This is a genomic window from Peribacillus sp. FW305-BF15, assembly GCF_058783805.1.
Map to the genome: position 1 here is coordinate 140,435 of NZ_JBYSYV010000010.1, position 20,598 is coordinate 161,032.

20 protein-coding genes and 1 pseudogene are annotated in these 20,598 nt (G+C 41.3%); 10 read left to right on the plus strand and 11 right to left on the minus strand.

The annotated features are described in order from the left end of the window. Nucleotides 1-196: 196 nt before the first annotated feature. From moaA to AC3WLU_RS12865, 3 genes are all read right to left on the minus strand, one after another. Complete coding sequence (gene moaA, locus AC3WLU_RS12855; protein WP_063577075.1) at nucleotides 197-1,210, minus strand: GTP 3',8-cyclase MoaA; 1,014 nt, start codon at nucleotides 1,208-1,210, stop codon at nucleotides 197-199. 107 nt (nucleotides 1,211-1,317) lie between these two features. Further along, complete coding sequence (locus AC3WLU_RS12860) at nucleotides 1,318-1,626, minus strand: metal-sulfur cluster assembly factor (RefSeq protein ID WP_034314562.1); 309 nt, start codon at nucleotides 1,624-1,626, stop codon at nucleotides 1,318-1,320. 88 nt (nucleotides 1,627-1,714) lie between these two features. Next, the gene (locus tag AC3WLU_RS12865) at nucleotides 1,715-2,503 is read right to left on the minus strand and encodes an alpha/beta fold hydrolase (RefSeq protein WP_063577076.1); all 789 of its coding nucleotides are present in this window, start codon (nucleotides 2,501-2,503) and stop codon (nucleotides 1,715-1,717) included. Nucleotides 2,504-2,719: 216 nt separating this feature from the next. On the opposite strand from AC3WLU_RS12865, the gene AC3WLU_RS12870 reads away from it, so the two are divergent. The 3 genes from AC3WLU_RS12870 to AC3WLU_RS12880 all read left to right on the plus strand — a co-directional run bounded on the left by AC3WLU_RS12870 (nucleotide 2,720) and on the right by AC3WLU_RS12880 (nucleotide 4,039). Then, entirely contained in the window at nucleotides 2,720-3,535 is an 816-nt protein-coding gene (locus AC3WLU_RS12870) for a Cof-type HAD-IIB family hydrolase (RefSeq protein ID WP_098864157.1), read from the plus strand. Between the two features lie 103 nt (nucleotides 3,536-3,638). Then, complete coding sequence (locus tag AC3WLU_RS12875) at nucleotides 3,639-3,791, plus strand: hypothetical protein (RefSeq protein ID WP_164468789.1); 153 nt, start codon at nucleotides 3,639-3,641, stop codon at nucleotides 3,789-3,791. Beyond that, the gene (locus tag AC3WLU_RS12880; protein ID WP_057275840.1) at nucleotides 3,791-4,039 is read left to right on the plus strand and encodes a DUF3813 domain-containing protein; all 249 of its coding nucleotides are present in this window, start codon (nucleotides 3,791-3,793) and stop codon (nucleotides 4,037-4,039) included. Before AC3WLU_RS12875 ends, AC3WLU_RS12880 begins: the two co-directional genes overlap by 1 nt. Nucleotides 4,040-4,088: 49 nt before the next feature. Here the strand turns inward: AC3WLU_RS12880 and AC3WLU_RS12885 are convergent. Both AC3WLU_RS12885 and AC3WLU_RS12890 read right to left on the minus strand, forming a co-directional pair. Continuing rightward, nucleotides 4,089-4,321 (minus strand): annotated as a pseudogene (locus AC3WLU_RS12885) (KGG domain-containing protein); the annotation flags it as partial. Nucleotides 4,322-4,450: 129 nt separating this feature from the next. Beyond that, on the minus strand, nucleotides 4,451-5,293 hold the full coding sequence (locus AC3WLU_RS12890) for a YitT family protein (protein ID WP_034314573.1): 843 nt from the start codon (nucleotides 5,291-5,293) through the stop codon (nucleotides 4,451-4,453). 156 nt (nucleotides 5,294-5,449) lie between these two features. Here AC3WLU_RS12890 and AC3WLU_RS12895 point away from each other — a divergent pair, with 156 nt between their 5' ends. The 5 genes from AC3WLU_RS12895 to AC3WLU_RS12915 all read left to right on the plus strand — a co-directional run bounded on the left by AC3WLU_RS12895 (nucleotide 5,450) and on the right by AC3WLU_RS12915 (nucleotide 9,128). Beyond that, nucleotides 5,450-6,316, plus strand: coding sequence for a DegV family protein (locus AC3WLU_RS12895; protein ID WP_492597352.1), 867 nt, complete (start codon nucleotides 5,450-5,452; stop codon nucleotides 6,314-6,316). Between the two features lie 68 nt (nucleotides 6,317-6,384). After that, nucleotides 6,385-6,516 carry a DUF3941 domain-containing protein gene (locus tag AC3WLU_RS12900; protein ID WP_082196697.1) on the plus strand — a complete coding sequence of 44 codons (132 nt, stop codon included), beginning with the start codon at nucleotides 6,385-6,387 and terminating at the stop codon, nucleotides 6,514-6,516. Between the two features lie 104 nt (nucleotides 6,517-6,620). Beyond that, a complete protein-coding gene (locus AC3WLU_RS12905) occupies nucleotides 6,621-7,112 on the plus strand; it encodes a YajQ family cyclic di-GMP-binding protein (protein WP_034314577.1) in 492 nt (163 codons plus the stop codon). Between the two features lie 228 nt (nucleotides 7,113-7,340). Beyond that, nucleotides 7,341-8,216 carry an SDR family oxidoreductase gene (locus tag AC3WLU_RS12910; RefSeq protein ID WP_063577079.1) on the plus strand — a complete coding sequence of 292 codons (876 nt, stop codon included), beginning with the start codon at nucleotides 7,341-7,343 and terminating at the stop codon, nucleotides 8,214-8,216. A 132-nt stretch (nucleotides 8,217-8,348) separates the two neighbouring features. Continuing rightward, a complete protein-coding gene (locus AC3WLU_RS12915) occupies nucleotides 8,349-9,128 on the plus strand; it encodes an MBL fold metallo-hydrolase (RefSeq protein ID WP_492597365.1) in 780 nt (259 codons plus the stop codon). Between the two features lie 37 nt (nucleotides 9,129-9,165). Here the strand turns inward: AC3WLU_RS12915 and AC3WLU_RS12920 are convergent, their stop codons facing one another. The 4 genes from AC3WLU_RS12920 to AC3WLU_RS12935 all read right to left on the minus strand — a co-directional run bounded on the left by AC3WLU_RS12920 (nucleotide 9,166) and on the right by AC3WLU_RS12935 (nucleotide 15,209). Continuing rightward, nucleotides 9,166-10,209, minus strand: a complete 1,044-nt coding sequence (locus AC3WLU_RS12920) for a LacI family DNA-binding transcriptional regulator (protein WP_492597353.1) — start codon at nucleotides 10,207-10,209, stop codon at nucleotides 9,166-9,168. 328 nt (nucleotides 10,210-10,537) lie between these two features. Further along, complete coding sequence (locus tag AC3WLU_RS12925; protein WP_098185159.1) at nucleotides 10,538-12,187, minus strand: glycoside hydrolase family 13 protein; 1,650 nt, start codon at nucleotides 12,185-12,187, stop codon at nucleotides 10,538-10,540. 79 nt (nucleotides 12,188-12,266) lie between these two features. Then, complete coding sequence (locus tag AC3WLU_RS12930) at nucleotides 12,267-13,802, minus strand: alpha-amylase family glycosyl hydrolase (protein ID WP_492597354.1); 1,536 nt, start codon at nucleotides 13,800-13,802, stop codon at nucleotides 12,267-12,269. A gap of 150 nt (nucleotides 13,803-13,952) precedes the next feature. Further along, nucleotides 13,953-15,209 carry an extracellular solute-binding protein gene (locus AC3WLU_RS12935; RefSeq protein WP_419775928.1) on the minus strand — a complete coding sequence of 419 codons (1,257 nt, stop codon included), beginning with the start codon at nucleotides 15,207-15,209 and terminating at the stop codon, nucleotides 13,953-13,955. A 361-nt stretch (nucleotides 15,210-15,570) separates the two neighbouring features. Here AC3WLU_RS12935 and AC3WLU_RS12940 point away from each other — a divergent pair, with 361 nt between their 5' ends. After that, on the plus strand, nucleotides 15,571-17,322 hold the full coding sequence (locus AC3WLU_RS12940; protein ID WP_187050616.1) for a glycoside hydrolase family 13 protein: 1,752 nt from the start codon (nucleotides 15,571-15,573) through the stop codon (nucleotides 17,320-17,322). 44 nt (nucleotides 17,323-17,366) lie between these two features. Here AC3WLU_RS12940 and asnB read toward each other — a convergent pair whose 3' ends face one another. After that, nucleotides 17,367-19,214, minus strand: coding sequence for an asparagine synthase (glutamine-hydrolyzing) (gene asnB / locus AC3WLU_RS12945; RefSeq protein WP_057275829.1), 1,848 nt, complete (start codon nucleotides 19,212-19,214; stop codon nucleotides 17,367-17,369). Nucleotides 19,215-19,498: 284 nt separating this feature from the next. Between asnB and AC3WLU_RS12950 the strand changes: the two genes are divergently transcribed. Continuing rightward, on the plus strand, nucleotides 19,499-20,065 hold the full coding sequence (locus tag AC3WLU_RS12950) for a DUF2777 domain-containing protein (protein WP_020018810.1): 567 nt from the start codon (nucleotides 19,499-19,501) through the stop codon (nucleotides 20,063-20,065). Between the two features lie 57 nt (nucleotides 20,066-20,122). Here the strand turns inward: AC3WLU_RS12950 and AC3WLU_RS12955 are convergent, their stop codons facing one another. Further along, nucleotides 20,123-20,467, minus strand: a complete 345-nt coding sequence (locus AC3WLU_RS12955; protein WP_400450640.1) for a YisL family protein — start codon at nucleotides 20,465-20,467, stop codon at nucleotides 20,123-20,125. Nucleotides 20,468-20,598: the final 131 nt, after the last annotated feature.

Sequence of the window (20,598 nt, forward strand, 5' to 3'; positions counted from 1 at the left end):
TGATCTTAATAATGAATGGAGTTTAGACTAATCCAACCCTAGGACCATTGAAGCATTTTCATTACCTGTATCCTAAATAAAAATGCATAAAAAAAGTATAAACTTTGGATTTCGCCATTGACCGGCATCAGGTCCTGACAACTATACAAAAAAGGGATGGCATAGCTGCCATCCCTTAATTTTTCATTCGGACGGATTATCCGCCAATGAATGACATTTCGATTTTTTCCTGTTTCTTCACCGTTCCCGCTGCACGCTCATCCGAATAGCGGTCGTCCCTACGGTTCCAAAGTGAAATGATGAACCCTGTCAATTCTTCATCGGTCATGTTTGAACGGAGCAATGACTTCAAGTCATGTCCCTTTCCATTAAACAGGCATGTATATAAACTTCCATTAGCAGAAAGACGTGCACGTGTACAACTTGAACAAAAAGACTCGGAAACCGAGGTAATGAAGCCTACTTCTGCAGTAGTGCCCTTATAGCGGAAGCGTTTTGCGACCTCTCCAAAATAATCTTCTTCAACTGGTTCGAGATCGAATTCGGTTTGGAGCATTGCAAGCAGTTCTTTTTTCGTAATGACATTCTTTAACTGCCAGCCATTTGTATGTCCGACATCCATGAATTCTATATAGCGTAATTGAAGGCCCTCATCTTTACAAAATCGGGCCATCGGCAGGATTTGAGATTCATTGGTTTCTTTTTTGACTACCATATTCACTTTAACGCCAAGCCCTGCTTCTTTAGCAGCAGCGATGCCTTCAATTACGGGCTTTATGCCGATATCCCTGCCGTTCATCTTCTTGAAAAGATCGTCATCGAGGCTGTCCAAGCTGATATTCACCCTCTGCAAACCAGCTTCCTTCAAATTTACGGCATGTTTTTTCAAGAAGACCCCATTCGTGGTCAGTCCAATATCTTCAATACCTTCAATTTTAACGAGATTTGAAATCAGAGTGGTAAGATCTCTTCGGAGTAATGGTTCCCCGCCAGTCAACCTTAGTTTTTTTACCCCTAAGCCTGCGAAGATTTTAGAAAGCCTTACAATTTCCTCATAAGATAATAGCTCACTTTTAGGCAGGAACTGAAAATTCTCGTGAAAAATTTCAGCAGGCATGCAATACTGGCAGCGAAAGTTACAGCGATCTATGACTGAAATTCTTAAATCCCTTAGTGGCCTGTCCAATGAATCTTTAATTTGACTGTTCAATTAACCACTCCTAGCCGAAAGTATTAGAAAAAAACCAGACCATAAAAAGTGGCTCCTTGAATGGGTTCACTTTTTTTGACTGGCTTTTCATTTCTATTACAGAGTTATTATTTTATACCTAATGCAATTTTAGCATATCTGGACATTTTGTCTTTCGTCCATGGCGGACTCCAGACTATCTTCACGTCCGTTTCCTTGACCTCGGGGATATCTTCCAGAACCAATTTAACTTGATCGACGATCGTCCCAGCCATCGGACAGCCCATTGCTGTCAATGTCATCGTAACGGTGGTCAGACCTTCCTCATCCATATCCACATCATATACCAAGCCTAAATTAACGATATCTATACCAAGCTCAGGGTCAATGACCTGCTCCAAAGCTCCAAGAATAATGTCTTTTGTATCTTGATCCACTTCAATCACTCCTTTTATGGAAAATTTCTAGTTTGTCGCTTTCATCATTATGTCCGTATAAGCATCATAACAGATTTCGAGTGAGTACTTAAGCATTTTGCACAGCAGACAGTAAATGTTTCGCGAACCAGTCCGCTGTCTTAAGCACTCCTTCTCTGCTGACCTTATGCCCAGCCTTAGGGTCAAGGATAAAATCAATTTTTTCATCTGCCTTGCCATACCCTGCTTTGACCCCCTCATAAAAACGGTATGCATGCTGATAAGGTACAACCGGATCTTTGGCACCATGCCAAAAAAGAAGCGGTCGGTCGCAAAGCTTATCCTGATTTAGACTCAAATCAAATGGCTTGAGCTGTTCAATCACCTTCGCAACTTCCTCATCAGTAACTGGGAAATCAACTTTCCTTTTCTTAATCTCCTCCATTTGGAGCTCTGCATACGCGACATATGATGGGTTCCCCATTAAACTGACTCCGGCGGAAATCCATTCATATGCAGCAAGGGCCCCATTAGTAACTATTCCCCCCATTGAAGTACCTGCCACGCCAATTCTGTCGGGATCAATCAATTTTCGGGATAATAAATCATCCTTCAGCAAAGATAAATCCTGGATTGTTTGTAAAACCATTTCCCAAAAACGGGGCATCATTTGAGAATCACTTAAACCGGCTTCCCTTTCCCCATGATGAATCACATCGGGTAGAAGCACACGAAACCCCTTTTCAGCCAATAAATAAGCATAGTGGAGATTATGTTCTTTTGCACTTTGAAAACCATGTATAAAAATAATAAGCGGCAATTCCTGATTGAAAGTGGTTTGTTTCCCTAAGTGCAAGACGGGAATTTGTCCAATTCGTTCTTTTTCAATTATTATCAAGTTAACCCCTCCGAATAATTTGTTCCGGTCTTTTCAATCCATTATCAAAATGGAATTCATTACCTTTAAATTTGAGCTTCGCTTTAATTATCATAATCCTGAATATAGTAATATCATACAGGAATGCATAAAGAATGAAAAAGATTTACATTTACTTTAAAATAGGCTTAACAATATTTGCATATAATGAAATCAAAAAGAACAGAAGGTGTGTACATGACTGAGAAACATTTAATCGTATTGGATCTTGATGGCACTTTACTTACAGATAACAAAACAATTTCTTCAAGGACTAAAAAAACACTCCTAAAACTTAAAGAAGATGGACACGAGGTTATGATCGCCACCGGGCGCCCCTTTCGCTCAAGTGAACTTTATTACCGGGAACTGGGGCTGACTACACCAATCGTTAATTTCAATGGCGCTTTCGTCCATCACCCATTACATACAAGCTGGGGGGTATACCACTCTCCACTGGATATAAATGTTGCGAAAGAAATTGTCGAAGCGTGTGATCAGTTTACATATCATAACATCATCGCTGAAGTCCGGGATGATGTTTATGTCCATTATCATGATGAAAAGTTGATGAACATGTTCAATCTAGGAAATCCGATCATGAAGACAGGTGATTTACGCAATTACCTTCAGGATTCCCCAACTTCGATGCTGATTCACACAGATAGTGAATTCGTAGGGCAGATTCGCCAGCATCTATCCGATGTCCATGCAGAATTGGTCGATCACCGCCGCTGGGCAGAGCCCTTTCATATCATCGAAATAATAAAAAGCGGGTTAAGTAAAGCCGTGGGGCTAAAACGCGTATCCAACTATCTGGAAATTCCTCAAAACAGGATAATCGCTTTCGGTGATGAAGATAATGATTTGGAAATGCTCGAATATGCGGGAACCGGGGTGGCCATGGGAAATGCGATCTCACCAGTAAAAACGGTAGCAAATACGACGACATTGACGAATGAAGAAGATGGTATAGCCGTCTTCCTCGAAGAAAAATTCAATATGAAAGCCTAATTCGTCATTTTTTACCTTCATAATATTCAACTTTCAAGCCAAACTAATATGGACAACAGATCTATTCCGTTGTCGACAACGCTCAGAATCGGAGGAGATAAGAATGGGTAAAAGCAGTAAATCTAAACGATTTGTACAGCAGGGCAAAGAAAGTGTTGCCAGGCATGCCGAAAAAATCCCTTATCACACTACGTTTGAAGAGGCAGAAAAAGACAGGTTAAGAATTATGTCTGAACAAAGCTATGGTGGCTTCTAATGGGAAACAAATTATTCCAAAAGGCTAGGGAATTTGTTGAAGAAGCTCTCCACTCTGAGCATGACGGTGATCAGCATAAAACAGAGGAATTTGTTGAAGAAGCTCTCCACTCTGAGCATGACGGTGACCAGCATAAGACAGAGGAAATCGCTAAAAACGCTCTTTCATCAGCCTTTGCCAATACGAACGAGGCTGAAAAAGAACAATTGCGAGAACTCCAGCAAGAGCTGGAAAATCACTCTAAATAATGTGAAAGCCTCCAGGGATTCCTGGAGGCTTTCGCTTTGTTTTTCATCAATTGTTATTTCGTGCCTTACCGTCTTTTTCACCGATCTCCTTATAAAAATCTTTACCATGGGAGTCAGCAGTGGCTTCCCCGCCCTTTTGTCCAATTTCCTGATAGAATTCCTTATGGCTTCTCCGCCCTTTTGCCCAATTTCCCGGTAAAAATCCTTGTCGTGATTTTTAGAAGTGGCTTCCCCGCCTTTACGGCCTGCTTCCTGCCTGCTCATTTTTTCGTCGTTAGCCATTTTAATCACTCCTTCATAAGATTTTAAATTGGCGCTACAATATAAGAATTAGCCGTTTTGTACAGGCAATAAACTTATTACGCCGAAATACCTCCTTTTGTAATAGAAGTGTAATGGCCTTGATTAATATCATTCCCTGCGGAAAGTCCCAACAATTCCTGACGTTTCTATGATGTTTGTGAATGCGTGTGGATCCACTTCCTTGATGATCTTTTCAAGGTCATACAGTTCATACCTTGTAATGACAATCAATAACATTTCCTTAGTTTCGTTAGTGAATGCACCTTTTGCGGGAACCCTTGTAATTCCGCGGACCAATTTAGCATGGATTGCCTGTTTAAGCTCTTCGCTTTTCTTTGTAATGATCATTGCCGTAAGCTTTTCATGACGGGTATGTATCGCGTCCACGACACGGGTCGATGTATAAAGGGTAACAAGTGTATACAAAGCTTTTTCCGGTCCATAAACAGCACCTGCCGTTACAATGATCACGCCATTCAGCAGAAATAAATAAGTCCCTACAGGTTTATCCTTCTTCCGTGAAAGAAGCATGGCGATAATATCCATTCCGCCAGTCGATGCACCGTATTTCAAGGTGATCCCCACACCAACTGCAGCTATGACTCCGCCAAATACCGCATTCAATAATATGTCAGGTGACCAGCGTGTAATCGGGATGATTTCCATAAAGAAGGACATCAAGGCAACGCTGAGGAAACTATAAAAAGTGAAAGACTTTCCTACCTTTCGCCAAGCAATGATCGTTACTGGAATGTTCAATAAAAGCAAGAGAATACCTGTCGATACATTAATAGGAGCAAAAGATCCAATCATCCTTGATAGAAGCTGGGCCACTCCGGTAAATCCGCTTGCATATACGTTTGCCGGTATTAGAAAAAAGTTCATTGCGATGGCATTAAGCAATGCCCCGACCACAACTATGATAATTTTCTTCATTTCACCACTGTACATCCTAAAAACCTCCATTTCACCCTTATTCTATTATCTTTTTACCCTTAATTATTTATTCTATTTACGTAGAGATTGAATTTTTACCGTTACGTGCTACACTAAAAAGTAGAGTGACCACTCATTTTCTAAAAATTGTAAAAAGAAAGCAGGTGTATTATGGCTATCACAATTCTTGCAGATAGTGCATGTGATTTGCCGTTGTCTTTCTATAAGGAAAACAATGTTTCATTAATCCCTTTACAAGTCCATCTTGACGGGGAAACTTATGAAGATTTACTTACCATTAATTCTCACGAAGTCTATCAGGCGATGCTTGAAGGAAAAGCCCCGAAAACATCGCAAGCTTCTCCAGAATACTTTATAGAACTTTTCACACAGTTTGCCAAAGAGAAAAAACAAGGGATATATATCGCCTTTTCCTCCGAGTTATCAGGAACATATCAAACGGCAGTCATGATTCTTAATCAGGTGAAGGAAGAGTACCCTGACGTTGACATTGAAATCGTCAATACAAAATGCGCTTCGATGGGCGTCGGTTTAATTGTAAAGAAAGCAGCCGATCTGGCAGCAAACGGTGCCACTAAAGAAGAAATTCTGGCTGCCATAGAATTCCAAACCCGGCATATGGAGCATCTATTCACTGTAGACAACCTTGAATATCTGGCCCGTGGCGGCCGCATCTCCAAGACATCTGCCCTTGTTGGCGGTTTATTAAACATTAAACCGTTATTGCATGTTGAAGATGGGAAGCTTGTTCCGCTTGAAAAGATACGCGGCAAAAAGAAATTGATCAAACGTGTAATCGAATTAATGCACGAAAGAGGCAAAAACTTAACTACCCAAACGATTGCCATCAGTCATGGTGATGATGAAGCAACGGCCCTGGAATGGAAGGAAGCCATCCAAAATGAATTCGCGACAACCGACTTCATGATCCATACAATTGGCTCCGTCATCGGCGCGCATGCCGGCCCTGGCACAATTGCCCTCTTCTTCTTAAACGATACCCCTGAGAAATCATAAACATACATACTCCCTTCCATAATTGTGAACAATATATATTGATCAGATAATGGAAGGGAGTTTTCACTATGTCCAAAACAACCGATGACAATAAAAGGCCAAAAGATAACCAAGCGAGAAATGCTGAAAAAAATATCGCTTATCAGGAAAACCTTACTGCAGGTAAGCACTCCTATTCAAAGAAAACGGACCATAAATGAAGCGCGGGGCTTGTCCCCTCGCTTTTTTAATTATCGTTTAGATAGTTGTCTTCCTATCATACTTTCTCTATAATAAAGGAAATAAACCCTGCTGGAGGTAAGTGATGGCAAAGGAAAATTCATTTGATATTGTTTCGAAAGTAGACTTTTCAGAGGTAACGAATGCAGTTACCATGGCTATGAAGGAAATACAGACACGATATGATTTTAAAGGGAGCATAAGCAGCATCACCATTGATAAAGAAGACTTGGTTTTGGTATCCGACGATGAATATAAGCTCGAACAGCTGAAGGATGTTCTCATCAGTAAACTCATTAAACGTGACGTACCCGTCAAGAACCTGGATTATGGAAAATTGGAAGGAGCTTCTGGCGGGACCGTTCGCCAACGGGCCAAGTTAATTCAAGGCATCGATAAGGAGCAAGCAAAAAAGATCAATACCATCATTAAAAATAGCGGCCTTAAAGTGAAAAGCCAGATCCAGGATGATCAAATCCGGGTTACCGGTAAGAACCGGGATGATTTACAAGGAATCATTTCCGCGATTCGGGGCGCTGATCTGTCCATTGATGTACAATTCTTAAATTACCGCTAATTATGAAGGCCTCACCTGCTTTGGGTGGGCCTTTTTTCATTTGTTTCAACCGCCTCCATCAGCGCTCATTCTTATGAATCGCCTTCATGGAACATGGAAAGACTAGTCATGTTCCCTTCAGTTAAAACACATAAACTAAAATTTTTATGGGTATTTTTTCCATGTTTTCTTTTTCCTAAAAGAAGGAATAGAAAAAGCGTAGATCATTAAATGGGAGGCGTTTATATCTTGACTACTCAAAACCAAAATCAAAACAAACAAGGATTTCCACCTCAACATCAGCAGCATCAACCTGGATTGGAAACAAAAATGGAACCGAACCCTGATTCAATTAATGCTGCCTACAAAGGAAGCGGCAAATTAAAAGGTAAAACGGCAATCATAACGGGAGGGGACAGCGGAATCGGAAAATCAGTTGCCATTTACTACGCTAAAGAAGGAGCGAATGTGACAGTTGCATACTTGGATGAACACGAGGATGCCAAAGCGACAAAAGAATTGATCGAAAAAGAAGGCCAGAAATGTTTACTCATTTCCGGTGATATCGGTGATGAAGCCTTCTGCCAGGAAGTCGTCAAAAAAACGGTTGATGAATTTGGCGGTTTGGACATTCTAGTCAACAACGCCGGAGAACAGCATGTGCAGACAAGTATCCTGGACATTTCAGCTGAACAATTGGAAAAAACGTTCCGCACGAATATTTTCTCGATGTTCCACTTAACTAAGGCTGCATTGAAGCACCTGAAAAAAGGAAGCAGCATCATTAATACAACCTCTATCACAGCCTATCAGGGCAACCCAAAACTAATCGATTACTCTTCAACTAAAGGTGCAATACTTGCATTTACAAGAGCCCTGTCGAACTCCATTTCAAAAGATGGCATCAGAGTGAATGGTGTTGCGCCTGGACCGATCTGGACACCGCTGATTCCTGCCTCATTCGGCGAAGAGGATGTTGCCAAATTCGGACAGGATACTCCAATGGGCCGTGCAGGTCAGCCTGAGGAATTGGCACCAGCCTATGTATATTTGGCAAGTGATGATTCATCCTATGTCAGCGGACAAGTCATCCATGTAAACGGCGGGACCGTTGTTAACGGATAAGGCCTTACCTTTTTTCCAAAAGCAGTGGATTTCATAAATTGAAATCCACTGCTTTTACTCTTTCAGGCAGGATATTTCCGGATAACGCGGAATATATATGACTGGGAAGGAGTGAAGTCATTTTTGAAAAATATTGTAGATCCATGGTTCACCGTTCAGGGATTGGACTCAAAAACGTTTGCAATCAGTGAATATGGTCATTGGGAGAAAGTTCATTCCTTTTTATTACTTGGTGAGACCCGGGCTGCGTTAATCGACACAGGATTAGGCATCGATTCGATTAAGCGGATTACAGACCAGCTTACCGATCTTCCGATCATCGTTCTGACCACACACGTTCATGCGGATCATATTGGCGGTCACGGTGATTATGAAACGATTTATGTTCATGGTGATGATGCCAATTGGCTGATTAACGGCATTGAAGGTTTGCCCTTGGAACAAATAAGAAAGAACATGGCCCGGGATATCACATTACCCATACCCGATTCATTCAAGCCTGATACATACAAGCCATACCAGGGGTACCCCGATAGACTTTTATCGGACGGGGACACGATTGATCTTGGAAACCGAAGTTTAAGCATTTATCATACACCTGGTCATTCGCCTGGCCACATTTCAATTTTGGATGATGAAACAGGTTATTTATTTACTGGCGACCTGCTTTATTCAGATACTCCCGTTTATGCCTTTTATCCCTCGACAAGCCCTGAAGACCTTGTTAATTCGTTAGAAAAAATCGCAAAGATCAAGGCAGTCTCCAAAATCTATGGCGGTCACAACCAACTAGGCCTCGAACCAAAGATCCTTGAAGAAGTCCTTGCAGCCATTCAATATCTTAAAGAGAATCATTTGGTCAGACACGGAACGGGTGTACATGCATTCAAAAGTTTCAGTGTACATTTCTAGATAAAAAAGGCATTGCTTTTACGCAATGCCCTCTCGTTCAAAAAGTCATGGCCATTGCACCTTGCTTGATCGATCTGCAGGAATGCCTTTCCACGAAATGATGTGGAATGATGGTCCCGGCAGGAGCATCTCCAGTCTGCAGCATATGAATGATGCCCTTAGCGGCCTGATATCCCAAATCAAAAATATTAATATCTACGGAGGTCAGGGCTGGTAATGACAGTTCAGAGAAAAGGACGTTATTGAAGCTGACGATAGACATTTCTTCAGGAGTGCGCACGCCCATTTCGCGAAGTGAATGCACGATGCCAAGTGCCATGAGATCATCACTGACCACCAAAGCGGTAGGTGGTTCATCGATGGATAGTAACCTTTTTGCAGCGGTTTGTCCCCCTTCATGCAAAAAATCTTCATGCAGGGTATATTCCATCCTTCGATCGATTCCAGCCCTCTCCAATGCCCGTTCATATCCTGATAAGCGATCAATGGTCATCATGAGGGATTCATCACCTCCGATGAATCCAACCCTTTCATGTCCTAGCTTTATGAGGTAATCCGTTGCCTGTTCGGCAGCCAAGACATTATCGTTATCAACATATGTTATCTCCCCGATGTAATCATAGGGTTTCCCAATGATCACAAATGGAAAATCCCTTTCCCTCAAATAGGTCAGAATGTGATCGTTCATCCTTGAATACATCAGGATTATTCCATCCACCATCCCCCCCTGCACCATATTCACTACTCCTTCGTAGATTTCATCTTCTGTTTTTCCCGTGCTTAACAACAGGGAATAATGATTTTCCTGAGCTCCCTCACTTAGACCCTGGAGGATCGTAGGAAAAAAGGGATTTTGATAATAATCATTTGACGAACTTGGCATTACCAAGCCAATGATCCTGGTCGATTGATTGGCAAGACTACGTGCAATGAAGTTTGGATGGTATCCTAATTTCGTCATCGCCTTACGTACCCTTACCTTTGTTTTTTCACTTATCCTAGGATTATTTGCAATCACTCGAGAAACTGTTGAAGGAGCAACATTCGCTAGCTGTGCCACATCTTTTATTGTGATGGCCATGCATTTCCCCTCTCCTTTCTTAGCCTTTATTGACTTCATTTAAAAAAAGGTGAATACCAATAAACACTTCTCTAATATTCGTTTTATATTTATACATTTTGTATGTATTCATAATACACTCAGTTCAATAGTTATATCCATACTTTTTTTAATGTTTATTTAATTTTTCAGAAAATACTCACTTTTCCGTTTTTTAACCTAAGTTTAAAATTCAAAAAGAAGCTGATGGATGATCAGCTTCTTGAAAAACGACAGGTCTATTGGAAATTAAGAAGTCAGACGACTAACTACATAGGTTTTAGGCTAATTCCCAATCAAGTCCATAGAATCAATAACGATAAATCCTCGTTTCATATGGACGTAAATCAATAAGGGGCACCTCAGGACAATCCTCATAATTAGCCAGCAAGAGTTCCATTTCCCCCCAATAAGAAAGGTCGATTTGATGGTGATTCATACTATAGTTACATACTACCATAACTGAATTTTCATTCATACTTCTTGTATAAATATAAAGTTCAGGGTGATCTTCCCATAATAACTCATATTCCCCATAAACAAGGACCTGATGTTTTTTTCGAAGTTCAATCATCTTTTTATAAAAATGATAAATGGATGACGGGTCATTTTTCTGCTGTTCTACATTAATGGCGCGATAATTTGGATTAACCCTCATCCAAGGGGTTCCATGAGTGAATCCGCCATTTTCAAGATCATTCCATTGCATCGGTGTTCGTGAGTTATCACGGCCGCTATGCCATATAATGTTCATGATCTCATCATGAGGCCGCCCTTTCGAGGTCTCTATCCTATAAAAGTTTTTCATTCCGACATCATCATAATCATCAATCGAATCAAATTGGACATTTGTCATGCCAATTTCCTGACCTTGATAAATAAAAGGTGTCCCTTGCATGAAAAAGTAAAGGGCCCCAATCATTTTTGCGCTTTCCAACCAATATTGATGATCATTTCCCCAGGTGGATACACTTCTCGGCTGGTCATGATTTTCAAAAAACAAAGCATTCCATCCTTTGTTTTTCAGCCCCTTTTGCCATTTCGTCATCGTTCGCTTTAACCCTTGAACATCAACAGCGTGATTCTGTCCCCTATTCCATAGACCAAGATGTTCAAATTGAAAGATCATATTGAACTTCCCATTCGATTCCCCGACCCATTCTTCCGCCTGCTCTATCCTGACGCCATTGGCCTCACCGACCGTCATGATATCATACTTAGAGAAAGTCTCTTCTTTCAACTCCTGAAGGTAATCCAGAATCCCGTCCTGATTCGTATGCATTTCAAAAGCAGGTACATACTGATGCCAATAAGGATTGGGCATATCCGGAAGGCCTTCACGCTTATGAATATGCGTGATCGCATCAATCCGGAAGCCATCGATTCCCTTATCGAGCCACCAATTGACCATTTCATATAATGCCTTTCGCACATCAGTGTTTTTCCAGTTTAAGTCCGGCTGCTTTTCGGCAAATAGATGTAAATAGTATTGATTGGTCCTTTCATCGAATTTCCAGGCACTTCCGGAAAAGATGCTTTCCCAATTATTAGGCTCACGGCCATCCTGACCATCCCTCCAAATATACCAATCACGTTTCGGATTATCGCGGGAAGAACGTGACTCGACGAACCAGGGGTGCTCATCACTTGTATGATTCAAAACAAGGTCGAGTATCACCTTCATCCCACGCCCATGAACATCTTTCAATAACAGATCAATATCTTCGATTGAACCGAATTCATCGGAAATTGCTTGATAATCACTAATATCATAGCCATTATCCGCATTGGGCGATTTATAAAAAGGACAAATCCAAATGACATCTATCCCTAATTCCTGCAGATAGTCGAGCTTTGAAATCAAACCTTTTATGTCTCCGACCCCATCACCATTACTATCCATGAAACTGCGCGGGTAAATTTGATAGCAAACCGCTTCTTTCCACCAGGTCTTATTCATGCTGTAACCTCCCGATCCTGTTTTCCACAAAGCCTTAGGGACAATGTTTGGCGGCTACCGACAATCGAGAGGTATATGATTATTTTGGTTGATTCCGTTTTGAACGTTTAATAACCAAAGCAATGAATATACCAAAAATGAGAAGAACCAATCCTATGACTAACAGGTAAGGAATATTAATAATCGACTTAGGCGACAGCGTATAGACTTCTGTCGTCTCCCTGTCGATTACGATAGAGTAGCTGTTGTCCTTACTGCGGACCAGATCCCCATTCAGCATACCTCTCAACTCTTTATTACTTTCAAGTTCCTTATCAGCAAGGTTTATCGTTTGAGTTTCAGTCGTATTGTTCATGGCGACGACGATCGTTTCATCACCATACACACGCTTGAATACCGAAGCTCCGCCTTCTTCATATAAAAGCTCCATATCCCCTTTTACCAATGCTGGGTACATGTCTCTGAGATCAGAAAGCTTTGTTATATATTCCACCAATTCCTGTTCTGTCTTAAAATTCATCAACTTATGATTATCCGGGGCAATATCGCCATTTAAGGCAATTTCCGATCCATAAAATACGATAGGCACCCCTGGCATCGTATAAAGATACGACAGAGCCATTCTCCATCTGGAGCCTGGATTTTCGTTATGATCGGCTGCATCCTTTGTAAAACGGGGCATTTCCTGTGTGTCCATGAACAATGCCTGATGGGCATTGCCCCCTAATTCATCTTCGCTTTTTGCAAACGCATTAAAAACAGGTTTCAATTCCTTATCGGGCGCAGCAAATGCTTCACGTAGCTCAGCATTCTGCGGATAAGCCATAAAAGCATCGATACCCGTCTCCTTGTAGCTTGAGATCAATTTCGCATCACCTTGAACATCGCCGATTGTATAGAAATTTGATTTTTCAGATTTGACTGCATCCACAAATTCCTTCCAAAAATCTTTTGCTACGTATTGGACTTTATTTATACGGTATCCATCAATATCGGTTTCCGTTATCCACCATTTGGCAGCATCAAGTAAATATTTCCTTGTTTCCTCATTATCTTGATTCAAATCGGGAAGACCATCAACCCACCCTGTTTCCAAATCCGTTTGGCTACCGTCCTTGGAAATCTTTTTTTCTTCATGGAACCAATCTTGTTTTTTTGGATCGGTCAGCCACGCGGATTCAGGCCCTACATTATTTGCTTGAACATCAATGATCACCTTCATATCGCGTTTATGTGCCTCATTCACGAGTTTTTTAAACTCTTCCATTGTCCCATAGTGTTTATCCGTTTTATAAAAATCGGCCACCCAATCGCCATGATAACCATTTGCATCATTAGCGAAAATCGGTGAAAGGATGATAGCGGTATAACCCATATCTTTTAAATAATTCAGTTTCTTCGTGACACCTTCGAAATCCCCGCCATTAAACGTGGAAGGATCATTCACGTTCGCATCTCCATTATTTTGGGTATCCCCATCGAAAAATCTGTCGACCAATAATGAATAAACGATTTCATCCTTCCAAGTTCGTTGTTCTTTTTCAGCTGCTCCTACTGGAATGGCGTAAAAAAGAAGCAGCGGAATTAAAGCGAGTGATAACGCTCTTTTTCTCATATCCGTTCTCCTCCTAGCTATCTCTTTACGCCTTTAAGATTAGCCTTTTGACCCCTTAACGTCAAATCCAATTTATAAAAAACTTTACACTTAAGGGACAAACTGGGGATACTGGTTATGGTTACTGAATTGGAAAAGAGCCGAACACGGTTAACGTTCTTTTTTTATCTTCTTGACCGCTTTATCCAAAGCCCTTTTTGGTTTTGCTTTTTGAGTGGTCATTTCATCCATGGCTGAATTCATCGGTCCCCATACTTTATTCATTTCCGGAATATTCGGCACGGGTTCAGCGTATTGTAATTGTATGCTTAAGGCTTGTGCCCTTTCATTTTCTTTGATTGCGGCATTGTGTTTAATTGATTTATTAGGTGGGATTTCCCCTGTTAAATCAAAACGCTTCATTGCATTATCATCATTAGTCAAATATTCAACTAACTTCGTAGACCAATAAGGGTGTTTTGTGAATGCTGTTACATGCCAGCCTTTGATTTCCATGAACGTTTTCATTGGCTGACCATTGGGCAATTCTGGCATGGGGGCAATTCCTGTATCCTTTCGCTCGGTAAATGAGTTCCCGTCACTCATGATAGAAGCCAATTTACCTTGTAAAAACAACTTCTCGATTCCTGCCTTGCCGCCTTTAGGAATCAAACCCGCCCTATACCATTTTTGGATGTACCCAGCCCCTTTTATGGAACCCTTATTATTCAAACCAATGTCGGAAGGGTCTAACTTTCCATTCTTATCTTTAAATATATAACCTCCCATTCCAGCCATTACTCCATACGAATCATGGAAATCATTCCACTTGGCATAGTAACCATACAAGTTACGCTTTCTTAATTCCTTCGTCATTTTATAAAGGTCATTCATCGTCTCAGGAGCCTTAGCCATCAATTTTTTATTATAAATGAAGACGGAGGTGGTTACGGACTTTGGCAATCCAAAAACCTTATCTTGATACATCTCCCCCCTAATTGAAGGTTCAATGAATGCATTCAATACCTCATCTTTCACCTTCACTTCCTGAATTAAGCCTTCCTTCACGATTTGCCCGACCTTTTCATGGGAAAAAGTTACGACATCCGGTGCCTTTCCATTTCCGATTGGCCCATCTCGACGAAGTCGTTCATACATCCCGGTAGCCATTTCAACCTCTTCATGCTCAACTTTGATTCCATATTTTTTTTCAAAGGCTTCAATCACCGGCTTTAGGGCCTCCGCTTTACCCTCTTCCTCCCAAATGATCAATTTTTCCGGCTTCGCTTCATTGCTGGCTTCGTCTTCTTTTTTCTTATCTTCTTTCACTGCTTTATTTTTATTTTCTAAATCTGAACTGGATCCGCAAGCACTTACACTAACAATCAATAATATGGACATGAACAAATGAAAAATCAGCTTCTTCACTTTCATTCTCCTTTTTGCAATGTTTATTCTATCATGTCCAAAAGCACCAAATAATACTGTTTTTCAGTTCAGTACTTCAAATAAAGCCAATTGATGAAAGCGATACCAAAGCTATTGTTATCATTATATGAACGGCTTTGATTTTTACAACATTTTCCTTGGCGTATTTATTTCCTTGTAGTGATGAACAATTTTTGTTATTTTTTAGTTAATAAGTGCTTCTTTCAATTGAAATTGGGTATATAACCAAAATGAAAAAGCACTTTACCTGGCTTAGTACCACTTCATAGAGACCCTCCTCGTAACAGCCGGAAGTTTCCTTTTTCACAGTCCCAAAACTTATAGAATCGGAGTGGTTTTCATGGAATTTTCATCCATACACCATAGACCTAATGACAATTACGGCTATCCTATCAACACTGAAACCCTACATATCCGCTTACGTACGAAAAAACAAGATATCTCCTCAGTTGGATTGATTTTTGGGGATCCTTACATTTCAAATAATGGTCAATGGCAGTACGAGGAACTTCCCATGAGTCTGTCGGGCAGCGATACCCGTTATGATTATTGGCATATCTATGTGAAGCCTCCCTACCGAAGAATTCGATATGGGTTCAAGGTATCCGCAGAAGAAGAATGCTCCATTTACACGGAAAAGGGCTTCTTCAAAGAGCCTCCCCGAGATCCCGGATGCTATTTCGCGATTCCCTATCTCCATCAAAATGAAGTTTTCGGGGCACCGGAATGGGTCAAAGATACAATTTGGTACCAAATTTTCCCTGAACGATTCGCGAACGGAAACCCCGCCAACGACCCCGAAGGTGTGAAACCCTGGGGAAGTGAAGAACCGGCGGTGGATAATTTTTTTGGCGGGGACTTCGAAGGAATCATTGAACATTTGGATTACCTTGAGAATCTTGGCATCAACGGAATTTATTTCACGCCAATCTTCCATGCCTACTCCAATCATAAATACGATACGATTGATTATCGGAGTATCGATCCGCAATTCGGAACGAAGGAAACATTGAAAACACTAATAGCCGAATGCCATAAACGGAATATACGGGTCATGCTGGATGCCGTTTTTAACCATAGCGGCTACTATTTCCCCCCTTTCCAGGATTTACTCGAAAAAGGGGAGAAATCGAAATATAAGGATTGGTTCCACCCTCACAGCTTCCCTCTTAAGGGAGGGGAAAGGCCCAATTATGAAACATTCGGTTTTTTTGAATCGATGCCAAAATTGAATACGGCAAATCCGGAGGTGAAAGAATATCTGCTCGAAGTCTCGGCTTATTGGATCAAGGAGTTCGATATAGACGCCTGGCGGCTCGATGTCGCAAATGAAGTCGATCAGCCATTCTGGCGTGAATTTCGAACAACGGTGAAAAATATAAAGCCTGACCTTTATATTCTTGGGGAAATTTGGCATGACTCCATGCCATGGCTTCGCGGCGATCAGTTCGATGCCGTCATGAATTACCCTTTCACCAACCAAGTCTTTCGCCTGGTCGCCTCACAAACCATCAATGCACGCGAGTTCACTGAAGAAATGACAGCCATCTATCACAGTTATCCAACCAATGTTTTTGACGTGACATTCAACCTTCTTGGAAGCCATGATACACCGCGGATTTTCACGGATTGCGGGGAAGATTTAGCTAGAGCCAAGCTCATTCACGCAATCCTGCTGACATTCAATGGCAGCCCTTGTATTTATTATGGAGATGAAATCGGCTTAACCGGCGGCATGGATCCAGGATGCCGAAAATGCATGGTCTGGGAAGAAGAAAAACAAAACACCGAGCTACTCAATGAAATTAAGGCATTGATCCACTTGCGAAAAGAAGAAAGGTTACTTGCCAATGACGGGGAGTTTAAATTCCTTGATACAGCCGGAAATGAAAATATCGTGGCTTACCAAAAGTATAATGAAAAACGTTCTGTCGTGATCCTCATCAATCCGACCGATGTCAAGCAATCCTTTACCCTTCCTGTTGATTTGAAAGGACGTACACTAACGGATTTAAGAACAAAGGAAACCACACAAGTTGGCAAATTTGAATTGGGTGGTTATCAATATAAAATTCTCGCAATCAATCATTGAGGCAAATGGAAACGGGGCGTTGATAATCATCCGCCCCGTTTTTTTCACTCGATTATTTGGATATCATATTCTTTGAACCATACATGGGTCTGTGCCAAATGCGCGAGCAATTGTGGCCCTGACATCAATTGGCCGAACCATGGCACTTTAAAAGCCGCACCCTTGGAATCTACTATATCGGTTAGCTTCTGTTTATCGAAAAATTCATGCAGGATCGAATTATTATCCGTCAGTAAGTCTTTCAACCACGCCTGCACACTGTCTGTATATATAGGGTTATGGGTTTTGGGATATGGACTTTTTTTACGATACAATACTTCATCCGGTAATAGCCCCTCCAAAGCCTTCCTAAGGATACCCTTTTCACGGTTGCCTTCCATTTTCATTTCCCAAGGAATGTTCCATGCATATTCAACAAGGCGATGATCGGCAAATGGCACGCGCACCTCTAGACTTGCCCCCATACTCATCCGATCCTTCCGGTCAAGGAGCGTCGTCATGAACCATAATAAATTCACATAGAAAAGCTCTCTCCGCTTTGCCGCTATACCGCTTTCCCCTTCCAATTTAGGCGTTTCTGCAAGGGTGGCCAAATAAGCTTCCTGGGCATATTCCTCCAGCTTCAATTTCTCGCGCCATCCCGTTTTCAATAAAGATACCCGCTCATCCGTAGATCTCATCCATGGAAAACCAGCACGATTCAAATCATCCTCACGGTGAAACCAAGGATAACCTCCAAAAATTTCGTCCGCACATTCGCCGGACAGGCCTACGACAAAATCCCGCTTGATTTCCTTACAAAACCAAAGTAAAGAAGAATCGACATCCGCCATGCCTGGGAGGTCCCTTACAAGGACAGCTTCCGTTAAATAATTTGTCAGCTGCTCTTGAGAGATGACCGATGAATGGTGAACCGTGTTAAAACTATCCGACATCTTTTTAATCCAATACCCATCGGAGTTTGGCTGAAAATCATTTGCCTTGAAATAACGCTCATTATCCTCATAATCAATGGAATACGTATGAAGCTGGCCTTTCCCTTCTTTTTGATAGGCATTTGCAGCAATGGCCGTAATTGCGCTTGAGTCAAGCCCTCCTGATAAGAAGGTACAAAGCGGAACATCAGATACAAGTTGCCGCGTCACTGCATCTTCGACAAGGAAGCGAACCCTCTCGGCCGTCTCGTCAAGCGTATCCCGATGTTCTTCGCTTTTCACATTCCAATATCTCCAAATCCGGAGGCCTTTCCTTGATAAAGTAAGCGCATGGGCAGGCCTTAATTCCTGGATATCATGAAATACACCTGAACCTGGCTTCCGGGATGGACCAACACCAAAAACTTCAGACAACCCTTCGCGGTCAATCTCCGTTTTAACATCCGGATGGGCCAGAATCGCCTTCAGCTCCGATCCGAAAATGAACCCGCCGTCCCTTTCCGCATAAAAGAATGGTTTTACCCCCATGCGATCTCTTCCGACGAATAATTTCTGTTCCTTTTCATCCCAAATCGCAAACGCAAAAATCCCATTGAACAAGTCAATGCATTTTTCTTTCCATTCTATATAAGAAGTTAGCAAAACTTCTGTATCAGAATGACCGTTAAAGGAATATCCTTTTAATAATAGCTGTTTACGAATATCCTCGGTGTTATATAGCTCACCATTATAACAAAGCGTATATCTGCCGTTTTCATGATTTTTCGTCATCGGCTGTTTTCCGCCTTCCGCATCGACAACCGTTAACCGTTTATGACCAAAGGCAACATGGGCTTCGCTCCAAACATTATCTTCGTCAGGCCCCCGCTTTGCCAACGTTTTTGTCATGTTTTCCAGCGTTTTCGTTTTTGTCCGTAAATCTTTTTGAAAATGCACCCAGCCTGTTATCCCACACATTTTACACTTCATCCTTTCTATCCGGACTATCAAAAATATATTGGCTCCCTGTCTTAAAAAGATTTACAGTCCCTAAGTATCGCTCAGCATCATTCCGTAGGGCCACCTGCCAACAACGCCCGGCGTCGTTAATGAATTGTTGAGCAAAGCATCCCGTGTTAAACATAGCCTATGCAAAGACGGAAAGATGGTTATTTGTCCATAATATTTTAAAATATACAGTTATATTTTCATTGGATTTTGACTAAAAAGTAGGTGAGGATTCCACTATTGGAGGTATATGTATGAGTCAGCAACAACGAACTAAGTTAATGAATAGGCAAACAAGAGCTTTTACCGAAGGAACAGTGGAAAATATCAATCAACAATGGATTTTTTTCGATGATGAAACAGATGAGGCCTGCTCCATTGAAGACCACGTTGACAGCATCATCGAAGTATACAGGGGCGGGCGCTGGCAACAAGGAGTAATTGAGGAAGAGGGAAAGATCCTGCTTCATCGGGAAATCACCTTCTTAAGGGAAAATGAGCCCATTCGGATACGCAAAAAACTGCTTTACTCTTTTGAACGTTTATTGGAAGAATTGAACGATGATTCCTTTTTCCAATTTGTAACGACATTGAATTCACTTGATTTTTCTATTTATGATTGTATATATAGCTATAACCAGCTCACTTTTTTAAGGGCCGTCCCAAACCAGTCCGGCGTGAATTTCTTCACCTTTGATAACGAGAGCCAAATTTGTCTCGTTCAGCACCATTTTTCTTACGGGAAAAAGGATCATGATCGTTTTGAATTCACCCTGAACACCGGAAAAAGGATCGTCATTGAGAAAGTGAATTCACAATAACGGGTAAAAGAAAACGGGTAAATGAGATTTCCTCATTTACCCGTCTTTAATTCTGTATTAAAAAAAGTCCATTCCTTGTGGCAGTGAAAGTCCTAAATAAAGGACGAATACAAGCGCTACGATGAACAATATCCACATGGCACCTGTGCTTTTTCTTTTTTTCGTACGGACCAGCACCATTTCCATCGCCGCAATCACGATGATTCCAACAATCATTTTTACTGCGTAAGCACCAAAATCAGTGATCAGCATGCCGCCAGTAAGGAAAATCAATAGATAGAACAACCGTGTTATCATATGTAGCATTTTCGCTTTCGGGTTTGCACCTTTAAGCATCGAATATGTGACAAAGAAAAGAATGATTCCGATAACCCAAGCTGTAATATGCATATCTGTAGTCATTTTTTTGCCCCCCTCGTTCAGTTTCCATTTCATCATATCATAGGCTTTTACAAAAAAACAAAACTAAGTATCCACCTGAATGGGTAAAACCAACAATTTAATGAACATCATTTACATTTCTTCTTAACTGG